Source organism: Rathayibacter sp. VKM Ac-2803 (assembly GCF_009807175.1).
In the GTDB taxonomy this organism is placed as follows: Bacteria; Actinomycetota; Actinomycetes; order Actinomycetales; family Microbacteriaceae; genus Rathayibacter.
On record NZ_WUCD01000001.1, the window covers coordinates 3,138,925 to 3,158,052 of the forward strand.

Genomic DNA, 19,128 nt, shown 5'->3' on the forward strand with positions numbered 1-19,128 from the left:
TCTAGAAGCGCGAGCCCATCTCGCTCAGGCGCGCCACGCGGTCGGCGATCGGCGGGTGCGTGGCGAACAGACGCGAGATCGCGCTCGGCTTGGCCGGGTCGGCGATCCAGAGGTGCGCCATCGAGGTGCTCTGTCGGCGCATCGGCCGGCCCGCCGACTCGAGCTTGAGCAGGGCGCTCGCCAGCGCGTCGGGGTGCCGCGTGGTGAGCGCGCTCGTCGCGTCGGCGAGGTACTCGCGCTGCCGCGAGATCGAGAGCTGGACGACGGTGGCGACGATCGGCGCGAGCACCAGCGAGACCAGGCCGACGACGAGCAGGATCGGGTTGCCGCCGCCCCCGCTCCCGTTGCGGTTGCCGCCGAAGAACGCGAAGCGGAGGAAGACGTCGGACAGGAAGCCGACGGCGACGACGAGGCCGAAGACGATCATCGAGACGCGGATGTCGTAGTTGCGGACGTGCCCGAGCTCGTGCGCCATGACACCCTCGAGCTCGGCGTCGTCCATGATCGCCAGGAGCCCCGTGGTCGCGGCGACGACCGCGTGCTCGGGATCGCGTCCCGTGGCGAACGCGTTGGGAGCCGGGTCATCGATCAGGTACACCTTCGGCATCGGGGTGCCGGTCGTGATCGAGAGGTTCTCGACGATGCGGTACAGCCGCGGCTCGTCCGCCTTCTCGATCGGGACGCCTCCGCTGATCGCGACGGCCTGGCTCGCGGCGAAGAAGTACTGGAACACCGCGTACGCGGCGGCCACGATCAGCACGACGACGACGATCGCGGTGCTGCGGTAGATCGCGGAGGCCAGCGCGCCGAGACCGCCGATGATCGCCAGGAAGAGCACGAGGATCAGGACGGTGTTGCGCTTGTTCCTCGCGATCGCGCTGTACACCGCGCGCCTCTAGAACTGGACGCGCGGGGGCTCCGAGATCGCGGCGAGATCGCCGACCTCGAAGAACTCGCGCTCCGAGAAGCCGAGCCGACGGGAGAAGAGCGTGTTGGGGAACACCTTCACCTTGGTGTTCATCTCGCGCACGCCGCCGTTGTAGAAGCGGCGCGCGGCCTGGATCTTGTCCTCGGTGTCGACCAGCTCGCCCTGCAGCTGGAGGAAGTTCTGGCTCGCCTGCAGCTGCGGGTAGGCCTCGGCCACCGCGAAGATCGAGCGCAGCGCCTTCTGCATGTGGTCCTCGGCGACGGACGCCTCGGCGGGGCCCTCGGCCGAGAGGGTCTCGGCGCGAGCACGGGTCACCGACTCGAATACCTGCCGTTCGTGCGCGGCGTAGCCCTTCACGGAGTCGATCACATTGGGGATCAGATCGGCCCGCCGCTTGAGCTGGACGGTGATGTCGCTCCAGGCCTCGTCCACGCGGACGTTGAGGGTCACGAGCGAGTTGTAGGTCGCCCAGAGGTAGACCCCGAGGACGACGACGAGGGCCACGACGATGATGAGCGGGACGAGCCATTCCATGCCGACAAGTGTAGGACTGGGCCCTCACGCCGCCCCGCCGGTTCGGCGCATTCGCAGTGTGGCGGATCGACCGGCGGCCTCGACCTCCGATGCCGGTGATCTCGATGCGCCCGCTGCGCGAGTCACTCGATCAGCGAGTGCGGGCGGCACTCGAACCCTGCTGGTCGAGTAGCCGCCGCAGGCGGCGTATCGAGCGGCGAAGCCGCGTTGCGTCTCGGTGGTGAGGGAACAACCTGCGTCCGTCGCCCCGCATGCTGGTCGAGTAGCCCCGCAGGGGCGTATCGAGACCCACCGGCTTCAGTGGATCGGACGCCTGACCGGGTCTTCTGACCGACGTGGATCTCGATACGCCCGCTGCGCGGGCTACTCGATCAGCGAGGGAGGGGCCACACGGGTGGGGTGACTTCTCCTGAGAGACCCACCTACTTGAGGGTCTTCTGCATCAGCACGGTGCTGAGCCAGCGCTCGAACTTGAAGCCGACGCGGCCCATCCGGCCGACCTCGACGAAGCCGTACCGCGCGTGCATGCCGAGCGACGCCTCCGCGCCCTTGTCGGCGATGACGGCCATGATCTGGCGGATGCCGACGGCCTTCGACCGCTCGAGCAGCTCCTCCATCAGCGCCTTGCCGAGTCCCTTGCCGGTCGACGCGGCGCGCAGGTAGATCGAGTTCTCGACCGTGAAGCGGTACGCGCGCTTCGACGACCACGGCGACACCATCGCGTAGCCGAGGATCTGACCCGAGGGCGAGACCGCGACGATGAACGGGAGCCCGAGCTTCTGGTTGCGGAGGAACTTCGACCGCCACTCCTTCAGCGTCGAGTCGTCCTCGTCGAAGGTGACGACCGTGTTGCGCACGTAGTGGTTGTAGATCTCGCGGATGTCGGGGAGATCGGGCTCCTGCGCCTCGCGGATCTCGAACGAGAAGTCCGGCTCGGGCGGCGGCGCCTTCCGCAGGTGCGGCGGCAGGACGCGGCGTTGCTCGTACTCTTCCTCAAGCATCTTCTGCTCCCCTCTCCGATGATCCGAGTCAGCGTAGCGGCGTGCGGGGCTCCCGCGCCGACACCGTCATCACTCGGCGATGCTCCAGTCGACCGGCTCCGCGCCCCGCTCGGCGAGCAGCGCGTTCGCCCGGCTGAAGGGCCGCGAGCCGAAGAAGCCCCGCGAGGCCGACAGCGGGCTCGGATGCGCGCTCTCGACGATGCCCGCGTCGCCGAGGAGCGGTCGCAGGTTCGCCGCGTCCCTGCCCCAGAGGATCGCCACGAGCGGCTGGTCGCGGGCCGCGAGCGTCCGGATGGCGTGCTCGGTCACCGCCTCCCAGCCCTTGCCGCGGTGCGAGGCCGGCGCCCCGGGAGCGACGGTCAGCACTCGGTTGAGCAGCATCACGCCGTTCCGGGTCCAGTCGCCGAGGTCGCCGTGCGAGGGAGTCGCGATGCCGAGGTCGTCGTGCAGCTCGCGGTAGATGTTCTGCAGGCTCCGGGGGACGGGGCGGACGTGCCGCTCGACCGCGAAGGACAGCCCGATCGGGTGGCCGGGCGTGGGGTACGGGTCCTGACCGACGACGAGCACCCGGACGTCGGCGAGCGGCGCCGCGAAGGCGCGCAGCACGTCCTTGCCCGCGGGGAGGTACTGCCGCCCCGCCGCCACCTCGCCACGCAGGAAGTCGCCCATCCGCGCGATGTCCGGGCCGACGGGCGCGAGCGCCTCGGCCCAGCCCCGATCGATCAGTCCCGCTCCGGCGAGCTCCTGCAGGTCCATCGGGTCAGTTCGCGGCGAGCGTCGCGACGACGACCCCGGCCGAGCCGCCGCTGACGCGCCAGACGGAGCCCGCGCCGCGCACCTGGAGCGCGCCGGTGCCGACCGTGAGCACGGTCGACTCGTCGATCGCGACTCCCCCGTCGACCAGTCCCGCCTCGACGGCGGCGACGAGGCGCCCGAGGGTGCCCCACTGCGCGGCGTGCACCTCGATCGAGACGTCGACGAGGCCGATGCCCTCGAGGACGGTCACCTCGTCGAGCTCCTCGGCGGCCTGCTCCGGAGCGACCGCGACACCGCCGACGCGGAACCCGCCGACGATCGCGCGGTCGGCCGCGATGGCGGCCCCCGCCGAGAACCCGGCGTAGGGCAGACCGGCGGAGACGAGGTCGCGCAGCGTGGCGAACGAGGGCTCGAGGGCGTCTCGGAACGCGGGCGTCAGACCTCCCCCGACGAAGACGCCGTCGATGCCGTCGAAGACCGCGGGGTCGATGCGACCGCCCTCGGGCTTGAGCACGGCGACCGGCTCGAGCGGCCCCACCGCGGCGAGCATCGTGGAGTAGTGGGCGTAGGCCTCGGACCCGAGACCGTCGTGCACGACCACGATCGCGATGCGCGGCCCCTCGATGCGGCCCGCGTCCACGGCGTGCGTCCTGGCCTCGGCGAGGAACGCGGAGTAGAGCTGCGCGTCGTGCTCGGCGCCGCCACCGCCGCCGATCAGGTGGACGCTCATTCGTCGTCCTCGGCGAGTGCTCCGGCGACCGGGGGCAGGGCCGACCAGGGGAAGACGATCCAGCGCGGAGTGCGGCGCCAGAAGAAGTCGGGCTCGAGGACCGTGCGCGGCTTGGTGTACAGCGTGACGGTCTGCACCTCGGCGCCCATCGCTCGGATCAGCTTCACCGAGAGCGCGAGGGTGTGCCCGGAGTCGGACACGTCGTCGACGAGCAGGATGCGCTTCCCGCGCACCGACGCCTCGTCGAGCAGGGGCGGGAGCACGACGGGCTCGGCCAGCCGCGCCTCGACACCGGTGTAGAACTCGACGTTCAGCGCGCCGCAGCTCTTGATCCCGAGGGCGTAGGCGATCGCGCCTGCGAGGAGGAGACCGCCGCGGGCGATCGCGACGACGAGCTCGGGCCGGTAGCCGGAGGCGACCACGTCGTCGGCGAGGTGGCGAGCGGCGTCGCCGAACTCGAGCCAGCCGAGGACCTCCTTCTCCGTGGCGGCGAGGAGGTCGGCTGAGTCGTCGGCGTCGGAAACCATGAGGGACAGGCTAGGGCGTCGCGACCCTCCGCGTCACATCCCGTCCCGGCCCCGATCAGGCCTTCGGAGCGAGCGTCCCCTTGGCGACCTTGTGCGGGGCCGCCTGCGCCACCGGCTTGATCGTCACCAGGTCGAGGTTGACGTGCGCGGGCAGCTCGACGGAGGAGACGATCGCCGCCGCGACGTCCTCGGCCACCAGCGGGGCCGGCACCTCGGCGTAGACGGCGTCGGCCCGGGCGCGGTCGCCGCCGAAGCGCACGAGCGAGAACTCGTCGGTGTGCACCATCCCCGGTGCGATCTCGATGACCCGGATCGGCTCGCCCGCGAGCTCGAGCCGGAGGACGGCCACCAGGGCGTGCGCGGCGAACTTCGCGGCGTTGTAGCCGCCGCCGCCCTCGTACGCGACGTGGCCGGCGATGGAGGTGACGGTGACGATGTCGGCCGATCCCTCGGAGCCGGTGTCGGCGATCCCCGCGCGCAGCAGCGGCAGCAGCGCGCTCGTCACCAGCTTCACCGAGAGGACGTTGATCTCGAACATGCGCGTCCAGTCGGACGGGTCGGACGCCTCGACCGAGTCGAGCCCGAGGGCGCCGCCCGCGTTGTTGACGAGGGCGTGCACGGGGCCGGTCGCGGCGAGGTGATCGCGGAGTGCATCGACCTGCGCGGCATCGGTCAGGTCGGCGACGAACAGTTCGCAGCCGGTCTCGGCGGCGAGCGCCTCGAGACGCTCGCGGCGGCGCGCGACGGCGACGACCTCCCAGCCGTGGTCGCGGAACAGGCGGACCGTGGCCGCACCGATCCCTGAACTCGCTCCTGTCACGACGACGCGTCGAACCACGATCGTCCCCTTCCGTCAAGCCTCCGGCACCACCGACTCCGTCGTCCCGCCCAACGCTAGCCTGACCGCATGCAGCCCGCCGACCCCGCTCCCGCGACGGGCGCGGTCGCCGCTCACCCCAAGCGCCGCGTCCCCCTGTGGGACAACGCGCGATTCGTCTGCGTGACCCTGGTCGTGATCGGGCACGGCATCCAGCGCCTCACCTCGCAGTCCGACGTGTCGCTCATCGTCTACCTGACGATCTACGCCTTCCACATGCCGGCGTTCGCGATCATCTCGGGCTACTTCTCCAAGAGCGGACCGCCGAGCACCCGCACCATGCGCCGGGTGATGACCGACATCCTGCTGCCCTACCTGATCATGGAGACGGTCTGGACGCTGGTGCAGTTCGCCGTCGAGGGCAAGCAGGAGTTCAACCCGACCAAGCCCAGCTGGACGCTCTGGTTCCTGCTCGCGCTCGGGATCTTCCGGCTCGTCCTCCCCTATCTGGCGCTGCTGCGCTGGCCTCTGCTGATCAGCGTCGCGCTGGCCGTCGGCGTCAGCTACTACGACAACATCGACTCGACGTTCTCGCTGGCGCGAGCGATCGGGATCCTCCCCTTCTTCGTCTTCGGCTGGCGGCTGCGCACCTGGACGCTCGGCGGGACTCCGCTCATCGACCGCTGGCTCGACCTGCGGCCGGCTCAGCTGCTCGCCTGGCGCGTCGCGGCTGCGGCGCTGTTCGCGGTCACCGTCCTCGTGATGACCGTCAACATCGAGGCGTTCCGCGCCGCGGACCTGCGCTACTGGTTCTTCTACGACCGCCCCTACGACGCTCTCGGCGAGACGGAGTGGTGGGCGGGCCTCGTGCGCCTGGGGCTGATGCTGACGGCGGTCGCGCTCTCGCTCGCCTTCTTCAGCCTGGTCCCGCGCTCGCGCAGCGCCCTGACCACGTGGGGTCAGTCGACGATGTACGTGTACCTGCTGCACAGCTTCGTCCTCTACCCGCTGCGCGAGTCGGGGATCCTCTCGGAGGCCGACAGCACGTTCGCGCTGATCGCGGTGATCGTCTTCTGCGTGCTCGTCTCGGTGGTGCTCTCGCTCGGCTGGCCGCGCACCGTGTTCCACAAGCTGGTCGAGCCGCGCGCCGACTGGCTGTTCGCCCCCGTGGCCGACGAGCGTCCGGAGCGGCCCCGCCGCGCCGACCCGACGGGGTCGAAGCGCGACGTGCGGGAGCCCGGGCCGGGGCACCGCTGATCGGATTACCGCGTGTGTCGGGTGGTCTCGACCGCCCCGACGGCCGCGCCTAGGCTCGTCGCGGCGGAGAACGGCCTCCACCCGCAGACTTCGACGAACCGATTGGACGCACCATGACCGACCCGACCCAGTGGCAGTTCGAGACCAAGCAGATCCACTCGGGAGCCGCTCCGGACCCGGTCACCAAGGCTCGCGCGACCCCGATCTACCAGACCACGTCGTACGTCTTCGACAACGCCGAGCACGCGAAGAACCTGTTCGCGCTCGCCGAGTTCGGCAACATCTACACCCGCATCCAGAACCCGACGCAGGCCGTCGTCGAGGAGCGCCTCGCCGCGCTCGAGGGCGGATCGGGAGCGCTGCTGCTCGCCTCCGGCCAGGCGGCCGAGACCGCCGCGGTGCTCAACATCGCGCAGGCGGGCGACCACATCGTGTCGTCCTCGTCGATCTACGGCGGCACCTACAACCTCTTCAAGTACACACTGGCCAAGCTGGGCATCGAGACGACCTTCGTCGAGAACCAGGACGACCAGGCGGAGTGGCGCCGGGCCGTCCGCCCGAACACCAAGCTCTTCTTCGCCGAGACCATCGGCAACCCCAAGATCAACATCCTCGACATCCGCTCGGTCGCCGACGTCGCCCACGCGGCGGGGGTGCCGCTGATCGTCGACAACACGATCGCGACGCCCTACCTCATCCGCCCCTTCGAGCACGGCGCCGACATCATCGTGCACTCGGCGACCAAGTTCCTCGGCGGCCACGGCACCGTCATCGGCGGCGCGATCGTCGACGGCGGCACCTTCTCGTGGACGGCGAACGCCGACCGCTTCCCCGGGCTGACCACGCCCGACGAGTCGTACCACGGCGCCGTCTACACCGCGGCGGTGGGCGACTCCCTCGCCTACATCATCAAGGCGCGCGTGCAGCTCCTCCGCGACCTCGGCGCCTCCATCGCCCCGGCGAGCGCCTGGCAGCTGATCCAGGGCATCGAGACGCTGTCGCTGCGCATCGAGCGCCACGTGCAGAACGCGCAGGAGATCGCCGAGTACCTCGAGAACCACCCCGACATCGCGACCGTGAACTACTCGGGCCTGCCGACCTCGCCGTGGTACGCGGCCGCGAACCACTACGCGCCCAAGGGCGTCGGCGCGGTGCTCTCGTTCGAGCTCAAGGGCGGGGTGGACGCGGGTCGCGCGTTCGTCGACTCCCTCTCGCTGTTCTCGCACCTGGCGAACATCGGCGACGTGCGCTCGCTGGTGATCCACCCCGCCTCGACCACGCACTCGCAGCTCAGCCCGGAGCAGCAGCTCACCGCCGGCGTCACGCCGGGCCTGGTGCGCCTGTCGGTCGGCCTCGAGAGCATCGACGACCTGCGCGCCGACCTCGCTCAGGCGCTGCAGGCCGCGCGTGCCGTCGTGGAGGCGTCGCGCGCCAACGCCTGAGTCGCTCGAGAACGGACGGGGCCCCGATCCTGCGCGGGGCCTCGTCCGTTCTGCACGCGGAGCGGAGGCGGGCGTAACAAAGGGCGGGCCGTCGGCACGCCGTGACACGATGGACCACGCTATGGACTGGCAGCAGACACCCGAGGACACCGTCCCGTCGGCCTTCATCACCGAGCGCCAGCTCCGCTCCGTGATCGGCAAGCCGCCCGCGACCGGCGCCTGGCGGGACGGCGACCACCCCGGCCACCGCCGGTTCCTCGACGCCGGCCCCTTCGACTTCGAGGCGGGCGGACACCTCCCGCACCTGCGCCTCGCCTACGAGTCGTGGGGCGAGCTCTCGCCCGCCGGGGACAACGCCGTGCTCGTGCTGCACGCGCTGACCGGCGACTCGCACCTGCTCGGGCGGGGCGACCGCGGCCACGCCACCGACGGCTGGTGGTCGGGACTCGTCGGCCCCGGGAAGGTGATCGACACCGACCGCTTCTTCGTCGTGGCGCCCAACATGCTGGGCGGCTGCCAGGGCACGACCGGCCCCGCCTCCCTCGCCCCCGACGGGCACGAGTGGGCTGCGCGCTTCCCGTACACCAGCATCCGCGACCAGGTCCGCGCGCAGGTGCTGTTCTCCGACCTCCTCGGGATCGACCGCTGGCACACCGTCATCGGCGGCTCGATGGGCGGGATGCAGGCGCTCGAGTGGGGGATCGAGCATCCGGAGCGGGTGGCCCGCCTCGCCGTGCTCGCCGCTCCCCCGCGCGCCACGGCCGACCAGATCGCGCTGAACTTCGTGCAGCTCGAGGCGATCCGCAACGATGCCGGGTTCGCGGGCGGCTCCTACTACGACGCCGGCGACGGCCAGGGCCCGTACCGCGGCCTCGCGCTCGCGCGGCGGATGGCGCTGCTCAACTACCGCAGCCCCTCCGAGCTCAACGACCGCTTCGAGCGCAGCTGGCAGTCGGGTCTCGACCCGCTCGGCGGGGGCGGCCGCTTCGCCGTCGAGTCCTACCTCGACTTCCACGGCAACAAGTTCACCCGCCGCTTCGACGCGAACAGCTACATCACCCTCGTCGAGGCGATGAACTCGCACGACGTCGGCCGCGGACGCGGCGGCGAGGCCGAGGCGCTCTCGCGGATCACCAGCCCGACCCTCGTGCTCGGCATCGACAGCGACCGGCTGTTCCCCGTCGAGGGGCAGCGGATCATCGCCACGCACGCCCCCGGGAACATCGACGGCGACGAGGTGGCCGTGATCACCTCGACCTTCGGCCACGACGGCTTCCTGATCGAGGACGACGCCGTCGGCGCGCACCTCGACCGCCTCCTGCGCCTGTAGCCGCTCGCCGCGGCGGCCCGCCCCTGCCCCCCGTCCGCGGCTATCGTGTGTCGGGGGTCCGCCCCGGGACCTCGACGTGAGGAGGAGCGACCGTGCCGTTGAAGCGCAGTGCACGCGAGCGCGATCGGCTCCTGCGCCAGTCCGCCTGCGGGATCGGACTGCTCACGGACGCCGCCGCCCTGTCGATGGTCCTCGTCCCCGGCACCCTGCACGAGCACGCGGTGCCCTTCGCGGTCGCCATGCTGGCCGGTCTCGCCGTCGCCCACATCGGCCTCGGCCGCACCGGCGGGCGGCTCTGGGTGGTCCTGACCGGTCTGGGCGGGCTGCTCCTGAGCGCCGGGCTCGCCGTCGACCTCACCCAGAGCAACGCCTTCGCCGGCTTCGTGCTGGTCAGCACGGCCAACGCGATCACGTCGAGCATCGCGGTCGCCGTCACGACCTCGCTCCGACGCGTCGCCCTCCTGCTCCCCGTCATGCTGCCCAGCATCTTCTTCACGGTGCTGGTGCGCGCAGACGCGATGGTCCTGGCCGTGATCGTCCAGAGCCTGCTGCCCTGGGGCGTGCTCAGTGGGTTCGCGCTCTGGATCAGCACCGCGGTGCCCCGCGTCGTGCGCCGCATCGACAGCATCGGCAACGCCCACCGGGTCGAGCGCCAGGCCAGCGAGACGGAGGCGCAGCGCCGCCAAGGCGCGCGCCTGCTCCACGACACGGTGCTCGCCACACTCACGCTGCTCGCCCACTCCGGCCGCGGTGTCTCGGTGGAGGCCCTCCGACAGCAGGCCGCCGAGGACGCGCAGCTCCTGCGGCAGCTGCGCCTCGGCGGCACCCCGACTCCGAGCGTGTCGGGCTCGTACCAGCTCACCAGTGTCACCAGCGCGCCGGCCGCCGACTCCTTCGAGAACGTCAAGAGCCGCTTCGGCCGGATGGGGCTCGACGTGATCTGGCACGGCTCGGGCCAGGTCGTGCTGACGGGGGCCGCCCTCGACTCGTTCGTGCTCGCGCTCGCCGAGTGCCTCGAGAACGTGCGACGTCACTCCGGTGTGAACAGCGCCGACGTGACCATCACGGAGGACCAGCGGACCGTGCGCGCGATGGTCACCGATGCGGGAGTGGGCTTCGACATCGGGACCGTGCCCTCGACGAAGCTGGGCTTCAAGGAGTCGGTCGTGGCCCGGCTCGCCGATGTCGGCGGCAGCACCCGGCTCTTCAGCTCGCCGGGCTCGGGCACCACGGTCGTGCTCGAGGTGCCCAAGTGAGGGACGGCGCGGACGAGATCGCTCCGCTGCTGCGCGGAACCGGAGCCTGGCGGGGTCGGCCGTCGCGCGCCGCCCGATCGGCGAAGGGCCAGCAGGAGGGGCTCGGCACCAGCTACCTCGGCAGCGGGCTGAACGGCATCGCCGCGGCGCTGATGGCCTACGAGTTCCTCGTCTTCTTCACCACGATGGACTCCTACGCGCGACCGGGACTGGTCCTGGCCGCCTGGTTCCTGCTCGCGGCGTCGTTCGCCGCCGTCGTCATCACCATCCGCTCCTCGGGCGACCGGCTGCTCACCATGGCGTACACCGCCTTCCTCCTCGGCCTCGCGGGCACGGTCGTGCTCGACCTGATCGCCGTCGTCGAGCCGGGCAGCGCCGCGGTCGCGCCGACGGCCGCGGTCGCCGCCGCGGTGTCGCACGCGGCGATGATCGTCCACCGCCGGAGCGTCGAGATCCTCGCCCTGGCACTCGTCGTCGCCGTGGCCGAGCTGGTGACCTTCGGGGCGATGTCGGCCGGTGATCCCACGTCGTTCTCGGTGCGGGTCAGCGCGCTCGTCGTCACGATCGCGCCGGCCGTCGTGGTGGTCGTGATGATGCGCGGATTCCGCCGGATGGTGCAGCTCGAGATCGACCGGGCCCTGGTGCAGAGCACCACGCTCGGGCCGCGCTACGCGGTCGGGATGCTCGCCTCCGAGGAGCTCGCGCGCCTCGACCTCGCCGCCGAGCGCCTGCTCGCCGAGGTCGGCGACGGCAGCACCCCGCTGCCGCTCGACGCGCACCGCGCCGCGCTCGCCGCCTCCCTCGCGACGCAGCTGCGCCTCCACCTGATCGAGGGTCGGCGGGAGACGTGGCTGCACCACGCGATCCTCGAGTCGGAGCTGCTCGCGCCCCTCGTCGACCTGCACGACCCCGACGGCGCCGCCGGACTCCTCGGCCACGAGCAGCGCGACGGGCTGCTGTCGGCGATCTGGCTGATCGTCGACGGATCCACCTCTCCCCTGCACGTCGAGGCGAGCCCCCCGCGCGATCCCGGCCCCGACGCACCCCCGCGGACCCTGCTCGTGCCGCTCGTTCTCCGCTCCGAAGGCGTGCCACTGCGCGAAGTGGACCCTGCGACATGGGAAGCTATCGCACAGGTCGGCACCTTCCGCGAGGCTTCCCACGACGGAGAGCTCGTGGTCGAGATCGATTGTCTGGTCGAGAACCCCGCCGACCGCTGATCAGCATCCGCGAATCGCCCGCAGAGCCGAAGGACCCCGATGACCAACACCGCCGAACCGAAGATCACCCTCGCGGTGGTCGACGATCACAAGATGCTCCTCGGCGCCCTCACCGAGTGGATCCGCGGCGCCGCGTCCGACATCCAGCTGGTCGCCGCGGTCGCCTCCTGGCCCGAGCTGCTCACCCACCCGGAGTTCCCCGTCGACGTCGTCCTGCTCGACCTCGACCTCAAGGACAACATCCCGATCTCGGTGAAGCTCTCGACTCTCAAGACGACCGGCGTCAAGACCGTGCTGATGAGCACCTACTCCGAGCCGGCCGTCGTGCGTGAGGCGCTCGCCTCCGGAGCACTCGGCTACCTCGTCAAGACGGAGGACGCCGACATGATCGTCGAGGCGATCCGCGCGGCGAAGGACGGCCACTCGTACATCTCGCACGAGCTCGACATGGCCCTGTCGACCGGCGACTCCGACGGCGCCCCGAAGCTCAGCGCGCAGGAGCGCCGGGTGATGGCGCTCTACGGAGGCGGCGAACCGGTCAAGTCGGTGGCCTTCGAACTCGGCATCTCGGAGGAGACGGCGAAGTCGTACCTCAAGCGCATCCGCGAGAAGTACCGCGTCGTCGGCATCGACGTCGGCACGAAGGTCGCCCTGCGCAAGCGCGCCATCCACGACGGGATCCTGATCGAGACGGACTGAGCCGTTCTGCACGGCGGTCCCCGCCCGCCGTGCCGCGGTCGGCTCCTCCAGGTGGTTGCGATCCGCAGAGCGTCTGACGACGCCTGCGGAAATCCGCTGGCACGCGGATTTCCGAACGGCTCCACCTTGATGTGCGCGCGAGGCTTGCGCCCGCTCGTCCGCGTGCATGCTGGTCGAGTAGCCCCGCAGGGGCGTATCGAGACCCACCAGCGTCAACAGATCCGTCATCTGATTCGGCCTGCTGAGCTTGCGTGGCTCCGCCCCGAGACGGGCGAGAGGCGCACGCACGCACGCACGCACGTCCGCCCGTCCGCACGCCCGCTCACCCGCATGACCGCATGCATGCTGGTCGAGTAGCCCCGCAGGGGCGTATCGAGACCCACCAGCGTCGACAGGTGAGGCTTCGCTCCTCCGCTGGGGCGCCCGCATTCGGGCGAAGTCTGCACCTCGCCCGACAGCGAGGGAACCCCGGCCCGTCGAGGGAGCCGGCTCCCAAGGGCGGTCTCGGCTGGCCGGGGTTCCCTCACCGGCCGGCTCCGAGGCGGGTGGGTCAGAGGGCGTTGATCGGGATGCCGTTCGTGCCGGGGGCGGAGGGCTCGCGCGGGGCGGGGTAGACGGTGCCGCGAGCGCGGTCGACGGCGAGGCTCGCGAAGGCGAGGAGGATGCCGGCGGCGGTGAGCACGACGCCGACCCAGATGGGCGAGACGTAGCCGAGGCCGGCGGCGATGGTGACGCCTCCGAGGGCCGCGCCGACCGAGTTGCCGATGTTGAGCGCCGAGTGGTTCAGGGCCGCGGCGATGGTCTGGCTGTCGCGCGCGACGTCCATCAGCCGGGTCTGGATCGCCGGGGAGGCGCCGGCCGAGAACCCGGCCGCGAGGAACGTGAAGACGAGCAGGCCCGCGGGACTCGTCGCGGTCAGGGCGAGGCCCACCAGTGACACTCCGACACCCGCGAACAGCACCATCAGCGCCCGCGTGACGTTCTTGTCGGCCGCCCAGCCGCCCACGAGGTTGCCGACCGTCATGCCCAGGCCGATCACGACCAGCACCCAGGGCACGACGCCGAGCGGCAGCCCGGTCACCTCGGTCGAGAGCGGAGTGATGTAGCTGTACATCGCGAAGAGTCCGCCGAAGCCGATGGCGCCGATCGCCAAGGTCATCCAGACCTGCAGTCGACCGAACGCCTTGAGCTCGTTGCGCATCGTCGCGCCCGGGTCGCCCGCCTGGAACGGCACGAGCAGCCAGACCGCGACGACGGTCGCGGCGAAGATGGCGGCCACGACCAGGTAGGCGCTGCGCCAGCCGGCGTTCTGGCCGACCCAGGTGATGGCGGGCACGCCGACGACATTCGCGATCGTCAGGCCCGAGAGCACGAAGGCGACGCCCTTGCCGCGCTTGCCCGGCCCCATCAGGTCGGCCGCGACGAGGGAGGCGATGCCGAAGTACGCGCCGTGCGGCAGCGCCGCGACGAAGCGGGCCAGGAGCACCAGCGGGAAGGTCGGCAGCAGCGCCGAGGCGATCGTCCCCAGCGTGAAGGCCACCAGCAGGCTGAGGAGGAGGCGCTTGCGCGGCCAGCGGGCGGCGGCGGCCGCGATGGTGGGTGCGCCGACCACCACGCCGAGGGCGTAGGCCGAGATCAGGAGTCCGGCCTGCGAGTTCGCCTGCTCCGAGCTCGCAGCGTAGACGTCGGGGAGCAGGTCGGCCGCGAGCTGCGGGAGGAGTCCCATGGCGACGAACTCGGTCGAGCCGATCCCGAAGCCTCCCATCGCGAGGGCGAGGAGGGCGAGGCGCGTGCGGGCCGGAGAGAGTGTCACCGGTCAAGGGTACAGAGAACCGGAGCGGAATCGAAACGATTCGAGAACCGCGCCCCCGGGAGGGCTCACTCGTCGAGCGCGCGACCGAGCCGCTCGATCTTGGCGTCGATCTCGCCCGAGTAGCCGGGGCGGATGTCGGCCTTGAGCACCAGCGAGACTCGCGTCCCGAAGGCGCCCACCGCCTCCGTCGCCCGCTTGACGACGTCGAAGACCTCGTCCCACTCCCCCTCGATCTCGGTGAACATCGAGGTCGTGCGGTTCGGCAGGCCGGACTCGCGGACGATGCGGACGGCGGCCGCGACGGCGTCGTGCACGGAGGCGTCGGGGCCCTCGCCGCCGGACGGTGCGACCGAGAATGCGACGAGCATGAGGGACTCCCTGCCGCGGCCGCGTCTCGACCGCTCCGAGGAGCCTACGAGGCCGTCACGGGCGACGCGCCGATCCGCGCACTCGCGGAGGCGTCGAGACCGTCGGCCTGCACCCGCCCCGCCCGCCACAGCTCGCGGACGAGCCATCCGAGCAGCACGAGGAGCACGACGTTGCGGGCGGTCAGCACGAGCACCATCCACCAGTGCTCCCAGAGGAGGAAGAGGTAGAGGTACGGATAGACGAGCTGCGTCAGCGCGGCGATCACCAGGGTCAGCTTCGCCGGCGTCGCGAACCATCCGTCCCGGGTCACCACGAGAGCGGCGATGACGGGCGGCGCCAGCCAGACGATGTACTGGGGCGAGAGCACCTTGTTCGTGTCGATGAAGACGACGACGAAGGTCAGCGCGAGCAGGGGGAACAGCCGGGTCGGCGCGGCGCCGGCGCGCAGGGCGCGCAGTCCCAGCAGCGCGACCCCGAGCATCGTGAGAGCGAGCAGCGGAGTCATCACCGCCGCGGCGATCTCGGTGCCGGGCCCGTGCATCTCGAACGTGTTGATGTCGGCGGCGTACCAGACGTAGCTGCTGCCGCCGTCGGGGCCGAGCGACGCCGCCCACATCCACGGCGTGCTGACGACGGCCTCGATCTGGAGCCCCCGCGTGGTCTGGTCGCCGACGAAGCTGAAGACCTGGTCGCCTCCGCCGACGAGGACGACGGCGAGCACGATGACGACCGAGGTCGCGACGGGAACCAGCACGGTTTTCAGGCGACCTCGGAGCACGAGCACGGCGGCCGCGAGGATCGCCGCCGGCCACACCTTGATCCACGTCGCGATCGTGAGCAGCAGAGCGGACGCGGCCGGACGGGTGCCGGCCCAGAGCATCCCGGCGATGGCGGGCGGAACGGTGAACGCGTCGATCCGCCCTACCGCGATCGGCCCGAGCAGGACGAGGAAGAGGAGCCACCAGCGGGCCGCGGCGAGCCGCACCGGATTGCCGCCGCGCAGCAGCAGCGCGAACGCCGCGGCATCGACGACGGCCACGAGCAGCAGCCACATCAGGTCGTAGCCGGCGGCGCCGAACAGCCAGGAGGCGGCGATGGGCGCCCAGGCGAGGATCGGGTAGACCCAGCCGGTGTCGATGCCGGCGATGGCGCCGCCGTCGACCGCGGTCTGCATCCACTGCTTGTAGACGATGCTGACGTCGCCCATCGGCAGGCCCGGCGCGAAGAGGGCCAGGAGCGACAGCAGCACGTGCACCAGGGCGAAGCCGCCCCACAGCACGGAGGCGGAGTCGCGGTTCTCGCGCAGCCACGCGACGGGGCGGCGGGGCGCTCGGGTTCCTGGGGTCGACACGGCGTCAGTGTAGAGGGGCAGGAAGGCGTGGTCCTGGCAGGAGCCGCGCCTCCCTGAGAGCCTCAGTAGCCGGCGAAGGCGTCGGTGCGGACGCTCTTCGCCCCGGCAGCGCGCAGCGCACCGCGGACGGAGTCGACGAACGACGGCGATCCGGAGACGAGACCGGTGCGCCGCGGGGCGTCCGGGACGGCGTCGGCGAGCTTCTCGGCGCTCAACCGGCCGGGCACGTGGGTCCAGCCCTCCGGCAGCGACGACGGCGTCTCGCGCGACACGAGGACCACGCGGGCGCCCGACTCCCGGAGCAGCTCGCGGTACGCGACGTCCTCGATCCGCGCGGCCGCGTAGACGACGACCACGTCCCGCTCCTGGCCGTCGGCGATCGCTCGCAACTGGCTCGCGAACGGCGTGATGCCGATGCCGCCCGCGACGAGGAGCAGCGGAGTCGAGGGGTCGGCCGGGAGCACGAAGTCGCCGCCGACACTCGTGGCGCGCACCGAGGCGCCGGGCTCGAGGCCGGCGAGAGCCCGCTTGAAGCTGCTCGGCTTCTCAGGGCTGCGGGTCGCGATCGCGATCTCGCCGTCGGCGGGAGCGGAGGCGATCGAGAACGTCCGGCGGCTCCCGCGGCTGTCGGCACGGTGCGGCAGGTCGAGCTCGAGCCACTGGCCCGCCTCGAACGGAACGGGGACCCGGGGACGGAAGCGGTACTCCGTGATGCCGGGGGCGATCTCGCTCGAGGAGCGCAGCTCGAGCGAGAGCCGCCTCCGCTGCCGGTACGCGAAGGCGAAGGCGATCGCGTTGCCGACCACGAGACCCAGCTCGGGGCTCGAGTAGAGCAGCCCGAGATGGAAGGGGACGCTGGTGAGCAGCGCCGCGACCACCGCGACCACGATCTGCTGCGAGCGGCGCGGCGCGAGTGTCAGCGGCTCGGTGAGCATGAAGGCGCCGGCGAACACGAACGGGTAGGCCGTCAGCACCGACATCAGGGCGGCGCCGGCGTCCTGGCCGTTGACGAGCACCGACTGCCCGACCGAGACGGCGGAGGCGACCAGGACGAAGACGAGGAAGATCGACCACCGCCGCACCCGCGCCACGATCAGCAGGGAGGCGACGAGCACCCACGGCCAGAGCGCGCCGGTCGGCAGCACCCAGGCGGCCGCGGTGAGCGAGCCGTCGAGGGCCGTCCCCTCGAGCAGGCCCTGGGCGAGCGCGATCAGCAGGACGGCGACCGCGGCCGGGTTGAAGAGGTGGCGGCCGCGCCACGCGAGCACGTACTTCGATGCCGCGGCCACCGCCCCCACCAGCGCGACCACGAGCAGCGCGCGCGGTTCGGCCGACGGGAAGAGGAGGAACGCGATGAGGAGCCCGGTGACCAGCGAGGACTCGAGGTGCGCGGGCGAGCGCACCGCCGTCGCGATGAGCCAGGTGACCCCGGTGGTCGACACGACGGCGACCACCGCCGTCGCGAGGATCTCGAGCGGGGTGAAGAAGATCAGCCCGGCAGCGGAGTAGCCGAGGGCGATCAGGAGGAGCGCGGCGAGCGTCATCCAGACCAGGCGGTACATGGTGATGCGGCCGAGGGCGCGATCGAGGGTGCCGATCATCGGAAGACCTCTCCGGGGAAGCGGGGCGAGTAGTGGAGGGTGCCGTCGCTCAGGACGCGGACGAACTCGAAGTCGAAGCGCTCGGCGAGAGTCTCGGGCGGGCAGACGAAGAGGGCGGTGGCCAGGCCGTCGGCGAGCAGCGCGGTGTCGGCGACGACCCACGTCGCCACGACGGTGTCGACCGGTCGCCCGGTGCGGCCGTCGAGCACGTGGTGCAGGCCCTCGCCCCAGACGCGGCGGTTGCTGGCGGAGGCGCACAGTGCGCGCTCGGCCGGCTCCGCCACTCCGATCGCCCGGGCGGGGTCGTACGGGTGCTCGAGACCGATGCGGAGCGCACCGGCGCCGCGGGCCCGCAGGTCGCCGCTCGCGTCGACGACGGCCCGGTCGACTCCCGCCGATTCGAGCTCGGCGAGCACGAGATCGACGAGCTGGCCCTTGCCGGCCGCTCCCACGTCGAGGACGACGCCGGTCGTGGTCCGCACGCCGACGCCGCCCGCGACCCGCGCCTCGCCCCACGAGGGGGCGGGCTCGGCCGGTCCGCGCGAGACGAGCGAGTAGACGGAGTCGTAGCCGAGCTGCTCGAGGGCGTCACCGACGAACGGCGTGACGGCCCCTCCGCTCAGCGCGAAGAGCTCGTCGTACAGGCCGAAGAGCGCCTCGGCCTCGGCCGGGAAGAGGTGCTCGCCCGGTCGTGCGCGCAGGGCGGAGGCCGCCGAGTCGTCGCGGAAGCGCGACCAGGTGCGGTCGTACGCCTCGATCCGGGCGGCGACCCGGGCGCGGGCGGGCTCGTCGAGCGGCGCATCGGTGTCGATCTGCCACGAGGTGCCGATGGCGTCGAAGCGCCACTCGTGCGCGAGAGCGTCAGGCCGCGGCATCGGCCTTGATCGTCTCGACGGCCTCGTTGAAGCCGCCGGAGGTGAGGGAGGATCCCGACACCTTCGTCACGTCCAGCTCGTCGAGGGACTTGCCCACGACCTCGCCCGAGATGCCGCTGGCGAAGCGCTCCTGGTACTGCTCGCCGGTCGGGTTCTCGGACTCGGGGGTGACGGTCACGGCGGTGACGACGCCGCCCTCGAGGGTGATCGAGACGCCGACCGACTCGTTTCCGCCGGGCGAGGTGTAAGAGCCCTCGGCGTCGTAGGTGCCGTCGGCGTAGGCGCTGTCGCCCGTCGCCGCGGCGGTGGAATCGTCGGTCGCCGCAGCGGTCGACTCGGTCGTGGCGGCGGGGGTGGTGGTCTCCTCCGCGGTGTCGGTGCCGGCGGTGGCGGTGCTCGAGCAGGCGGCGAGCGCGGCGAGAGTGCCGGCTCCGGCCAGGAGGGTGAGGGCGTAGCGGGCGGGGGTCGTGGTCTTCGCGGTCATGTCTGTTCTCCTGGGGTGAGGGGGGCGGACGCGCCTGTCGCTGGCGACGCTACGGAGGGGAGCTTCGAGATTCCGATGAGGCGGCAGTGCGGTTCCGATGGGGGCGGAGTCGCACGGAGCCTCTTCTCCCTCTGACAA

At 71.6% G+C, this 19,128-nt stretch carries 19 protein-coding genes; 6 read left to right on the forward strand and 13 right to left on the reverse strand.

Annotated features, from left to right (window positions below; all coding sequences use genetic code 11):
• Nucleotide 1 precedes the first annotated feature (1 nt).
• The 7 genes from GRS96_RS14670 to GRS96_RS14700 all read right to left on the reverse strand — a co-directional run bounded on the left by GRS96_RS14670 (nucleotide 2) and on the right by GRS96_RS14700 (nucleotide 5,314).
• Nucleotides 2–886 carry a M48 family metallopeptidase gene (locus GRS96_RS14670; RefSeq protein ID WP_159988835.1) on the reverse strand — a complete coding sequence of 295 codons (885 nt, stop codon included), beginning with the start codon at nucleotides 884–886 and terminating at the stop codon, nucleotides 2–4.
• A gap of 9 nt (nucleotides 887–895) precedes the next feature.
• Entirely contained in the window at nucleotides 896–1,462 is a 567-nt protein-coding gene (locus tag GRS96_RS14675; RefSeq protein WP_159856527.1) for a LemA family protein, read from the reverse strand.
• A gap of 422 nt (nucleotides 1,463–1,884) precedes the next feature.
• Entirely contained in the window at nucleotides 1,885–2,463 is a 579-nt protein-coding gene (locus GRS96_RS14680; RefSeq protein ID WP_159856529.1) for a GNAT family N-acetyltransferase, read from the reverse strand.
• Nucleotides 2,464–2,532: 69 nt separating this feature from the next.
• The gene (locus GRS96_RS14685) at nucleotides 2,533–3,219 is read right to left on the reverse strand and encodes a uracil-DNA glycosylase (RefSeq protein ID WP_159988836.1); all 687 of its coding nucleotides are present in this window, start codon (nucleotides 3,217–3,219) and stop codon (nucleotides 2,533–2,535) included.
• A 4-nt stretch (nucleotides 3,220–3,223) separates the two neighbouring features.
• Nucleotides 3,224–3,949, reverse strand: coding sequence for a Type 1 glutamine amidotransferase-like domain-containing protein (locus GRS96_RS14690; RefSeq protein WP_159856533.1), 726 nt, complete (start codon nucleotides 3,947–3,949; stop codon nucleotides 3,224–3,226).
• On the reverse strand, nucleotides 3,946–4,476 hold the full coding sequence (locus GRS96_RS14695) for a phosphoribosyltransferase (RefSeq protein WP_159856535.1): 531 nt from the start codon (nucleotides 4,474–4,476) through the stop codon (nucleotides 3,946–3,948). The genes GRS96_RS14690 and GRS96_RS14695 overlap by 4 nt, the downstream gene beginning before the upstream one ends.
• 55 nt (nucleotides 4,477–4,531) lie before the next feature.
• Entirely contained in the window at nucleotides 4,532–5,314 is a 783-nt protein-coding gene (locus tag GRS96_RS14700) for an SDR family oxidoreductase (RefSeq protein WP_236553635.1), read from the reverse strand.
• A gap of 69 nt (nucleotides 5,315–5,383) precedes the next feature.
• Here GRS96_RS14700 and GRS96_RS14705 point away from each other — a divergent pair, with 69 nt between their 5' ends.
• The 6 genes from GRS96_RS14705 to GRS96_RS14730 all read left to right on the forward strand — a co-directional run bounded on the left by GRS96_RS14705 (nucleotide 5,384) and on the right by GRS96_RS14730 (nucleotide 12,497).
• Nucleotides 5,384–6,550, forward strand: coding sequence for an acyltransferase family protein (locus GRS96_RS14705; protein WP_159856537.1), 1,167 nt, complete (start codon nucleotides 5,384–5,386; stop codon nucleotides 6,548–6,550).
• Nucleotides 6,551–6,663: 113 nt separating this feature from the next.
• Nucleotides 6,664–7,992: a bifunctional o-acetylhomoserine/o-acetylserine sulfhydrylase gene (locus GRS96_RS14710; protein WP_159856539.1), complete on the forward strand. Its 1,329-nt coding sequence runs from the start codon at nucleotides 6,664–6,666 to the stop codon at nucleotides 7,990–7,992.
• Between the two features lie 121 nt (nucleotides 7,993–8,113).
• Nucleotides 8,114–9,322 (forward strand): homoserine O-acetyltransferase MetX, encoded by a 1,209-nt coding sequence (gene metX / locus GRS96_RS14715; protein WP_159988837.1) that lies wholly within the window; start codon nucleotides 8,114–8,116, stop codon nucleotides 9,320–9,322.
• Between the two features lie 92 nt (nucleotides 9,323–9,414).
• Entirely contained in the window at nucleotides 9,415–10,578 is a 1,164-nt protein-coding gene (locus tag GRS96_RS14720) for a sensor histidine kinase (protein WP_235021979.1), read from the forward strand.
• On the forward strand, nucleotides 10,575–11,798 hold the full coding sequence (locus GRS96_RS14725) for a hypothetical protein (RefSeq protein ID WP_159988838.1): 1,224 nt from the start codon (nucleotides 10,575–10,577) through the stop codon (nucleotides 11,796–11,798). The genes GRS96_RS14720 and GRS96_RS14725 overlap by 4 nt, the downstream gene beginning before the upstream one ends.
• A gap of 39 nt (nucleotides 11,799–11,837) precedes the next feature.
• The gene (locus tag GRS96_RS14730) at nucleotides 11,838–12,497 is read left to right on the forward strand and encodes a response regulator (RefSeq protein WP_159856545.1); all 660 of its coding nucleotides are present in this window, start codon (nucleotides 11,838–11,840) and stop codon (nucleotides 12,495–12,497) included.
• Between the two features lie 550 nt (nucleotides 12,498–13,047).
• Here GRS96_RS14730 and GRS96_RS14735 read toward each other — a convergent pair.
• The 6 genes from GRS96_RS14735 to GRS96_RS14760 form a co-directional block, all read right to left on the reverse strand.
• Nucleotides 13,048–14,262: an MFS transporter gene (locus GRS96_RS14735; protein WP_159856958.1), complete on the reverse strand. Its 1,215-nt coding sequence runs from the start codon at nucleotides 14,260–14,262 to the stop codon at nucleotides 13,048–13,050.
• A 113-nt stretch (nucleotides 14,263–14,375) separates the two neighbouring features.
• On the reverse strand, nucleotides 14,376–14,678 hold the full coding sequence (locus tag GRS96_RS14740; RefSeq protein WP_159856547.1) for a thiamine-binding protein: 303 nt from the start codon (nucleotides 14,676–14,678) through the stop codon (nucleotides 14,376–14,378).
• A 44-nt stretch (nucleotides 14,679–14,722) separates the two neighbouring features.
• Nucleotides 14,723–16,030 carry a glycosyltransferase 87 family protein gene (locus GRS96_RS14745; protein ID WP_159988839.1) on the reverse strand — a complete coding sequence of 436 codons (1,308 nt, stop codon included), beginning with the start codon at nucleotides 16,028–16,030 and terminating at the stop codon, nucleotides 14,723–14,725.
• A gap of 62 nt (nucleotides 16,031–16,092) precedes the next feature.
• Nucleotides 16,093–17,631, reverse strand: a complete 1,539-nt coding sequence (locus GRS96_RS14750) for an RnfABCDGE type electron transport complex subunit D (protein ID WP_159856551.1) — start codon at nucleotides 17,629–17,631, stop codon at nucleotides 16,093–16,095.
• Nucleotides 17,628–18,506: an FAD:protein FMN transferase gene (locus tag GRS96_RS14755; RefSeq protein WP_159856553.1), complete on the reverse strand. Its 879-nt coding sequence runs from the start codon at nucleotides 18,504–18,506 to the stop codon at nucleotides 17,628–17,630. Before GRS96_RS14755 ends, GRS96_RS14750 begins: the two co-directional genes overlap by 4 nt.
• Entirely contained in the window at nucleotides 18,493–18,990 is a 498-nt protein-coding gene (locus tag GRS96_RS14760) for an FMN-binding protein (protein ID WP_159856555.1), read from the reverse strand. Before GRS96_RS14760 ends, GRS96_RS14755 begins: the two co-directional genes overlap by 14 nt.
• Between the last annotated feature and the right edge of the window lie 138 nt (nucleotides 18,991–19,128).

Coding starts and splice junctions, on each gene's coding strand:
- GRS96_RS14760 (WP_159856555.1), bottom strand. CDS start 18,990: ATGACCGCGAAGACCACGACCCCCGCCCGCTACGCCCTCACCCTCCTG.
- GRS96_RS14730 (WP_159856545.1), top strand. CDS start 11,838: ATGACCAACACCGCCGAACCGAAGATCACCCTCGCGGTGGTCGACGAT.
- GRS96_RS14750 (WP_159856551.1), bottom strand. CDS start 17,631: ATGATCGGCACCCTCGATCGCGCCCTCGGCCGCATCACCATGTACCGC.
- GRS96_RS14685 (WP_159988836.1), bottom strand. CDS start 3,219: ATGGACCTGCAGGAGCTCGCCGGAGCGGGACTGATCGATCGGGGCTGG.
- GRS96_RS14690 (WP_159856533.1), bottom strand. CDS start 3,949: ATGAGCGTCCACCTGATCGGCGGCGGTGGCGGCGCCGAGCACGACGCG.
- GRS96_RS14735 (WP_159856958.1), bottom strand. CDS start 14,262: ATGGGAGGCTTCGGGATCGGCTCGACCGAGTTCGTCGCCATGGGACTC.
- GRS96_RS14755 (WP_159856553.1), bottom strand. CDS start 18,506: ATGCCGCGGCCTGACGCTCTCGCGCACGAGTGGCGCTTCGACGCCATC.
- GRS96_RS14705 (WP_159856537.1), top strand. CDS start 5,384: ATGCAGCCCGCCGACCCCGCTCCCGCGACGGGCGCGGTCGCCGCTCAC.
- GRS96_RS14740 (WP_159856547.1), bottom strand. CDS start 14,678: ATGCTCGTCGCATTCTCGGTCGCACCGTCCGGCGGCGAGGGCCCCGAC.
- GRS96_RS14675 (WP_159856527.1), bottom strand. CDS start 1,462: ATGGAATGGCTCGTCCCGCTCATCATCGTCGTGGCCCTCGTCGTCGTC.
- GRS96_RS14710 (WP_159856539.1), top strand. CDS start 6,664: ATGACCGACCCGACCCAGTGGCAGTTCGAGACCAAGCAGATCCACTCG.
- GRS96_RS14695 (WP_159856535.1), bottom strand. CDS start 4,476: ATGGTTTCCGACGCCGACGACTCAGCCGACCTCCTCGCCGCCACGGAG.
- GRS96_RS14680 (WP_159856529.1), bottom strand. CDS start 2,463: ATGCTTGAGGAAGAGTACGAGCAACGCCGCGTCCTGCCGCCGCACCTG.
- metX (WP_159988837.1), top strand. CDS start 8,114: ATGGACTGGCAGCAGACACCCGAGGACACCGTCCCGTCGGCCTTCATC.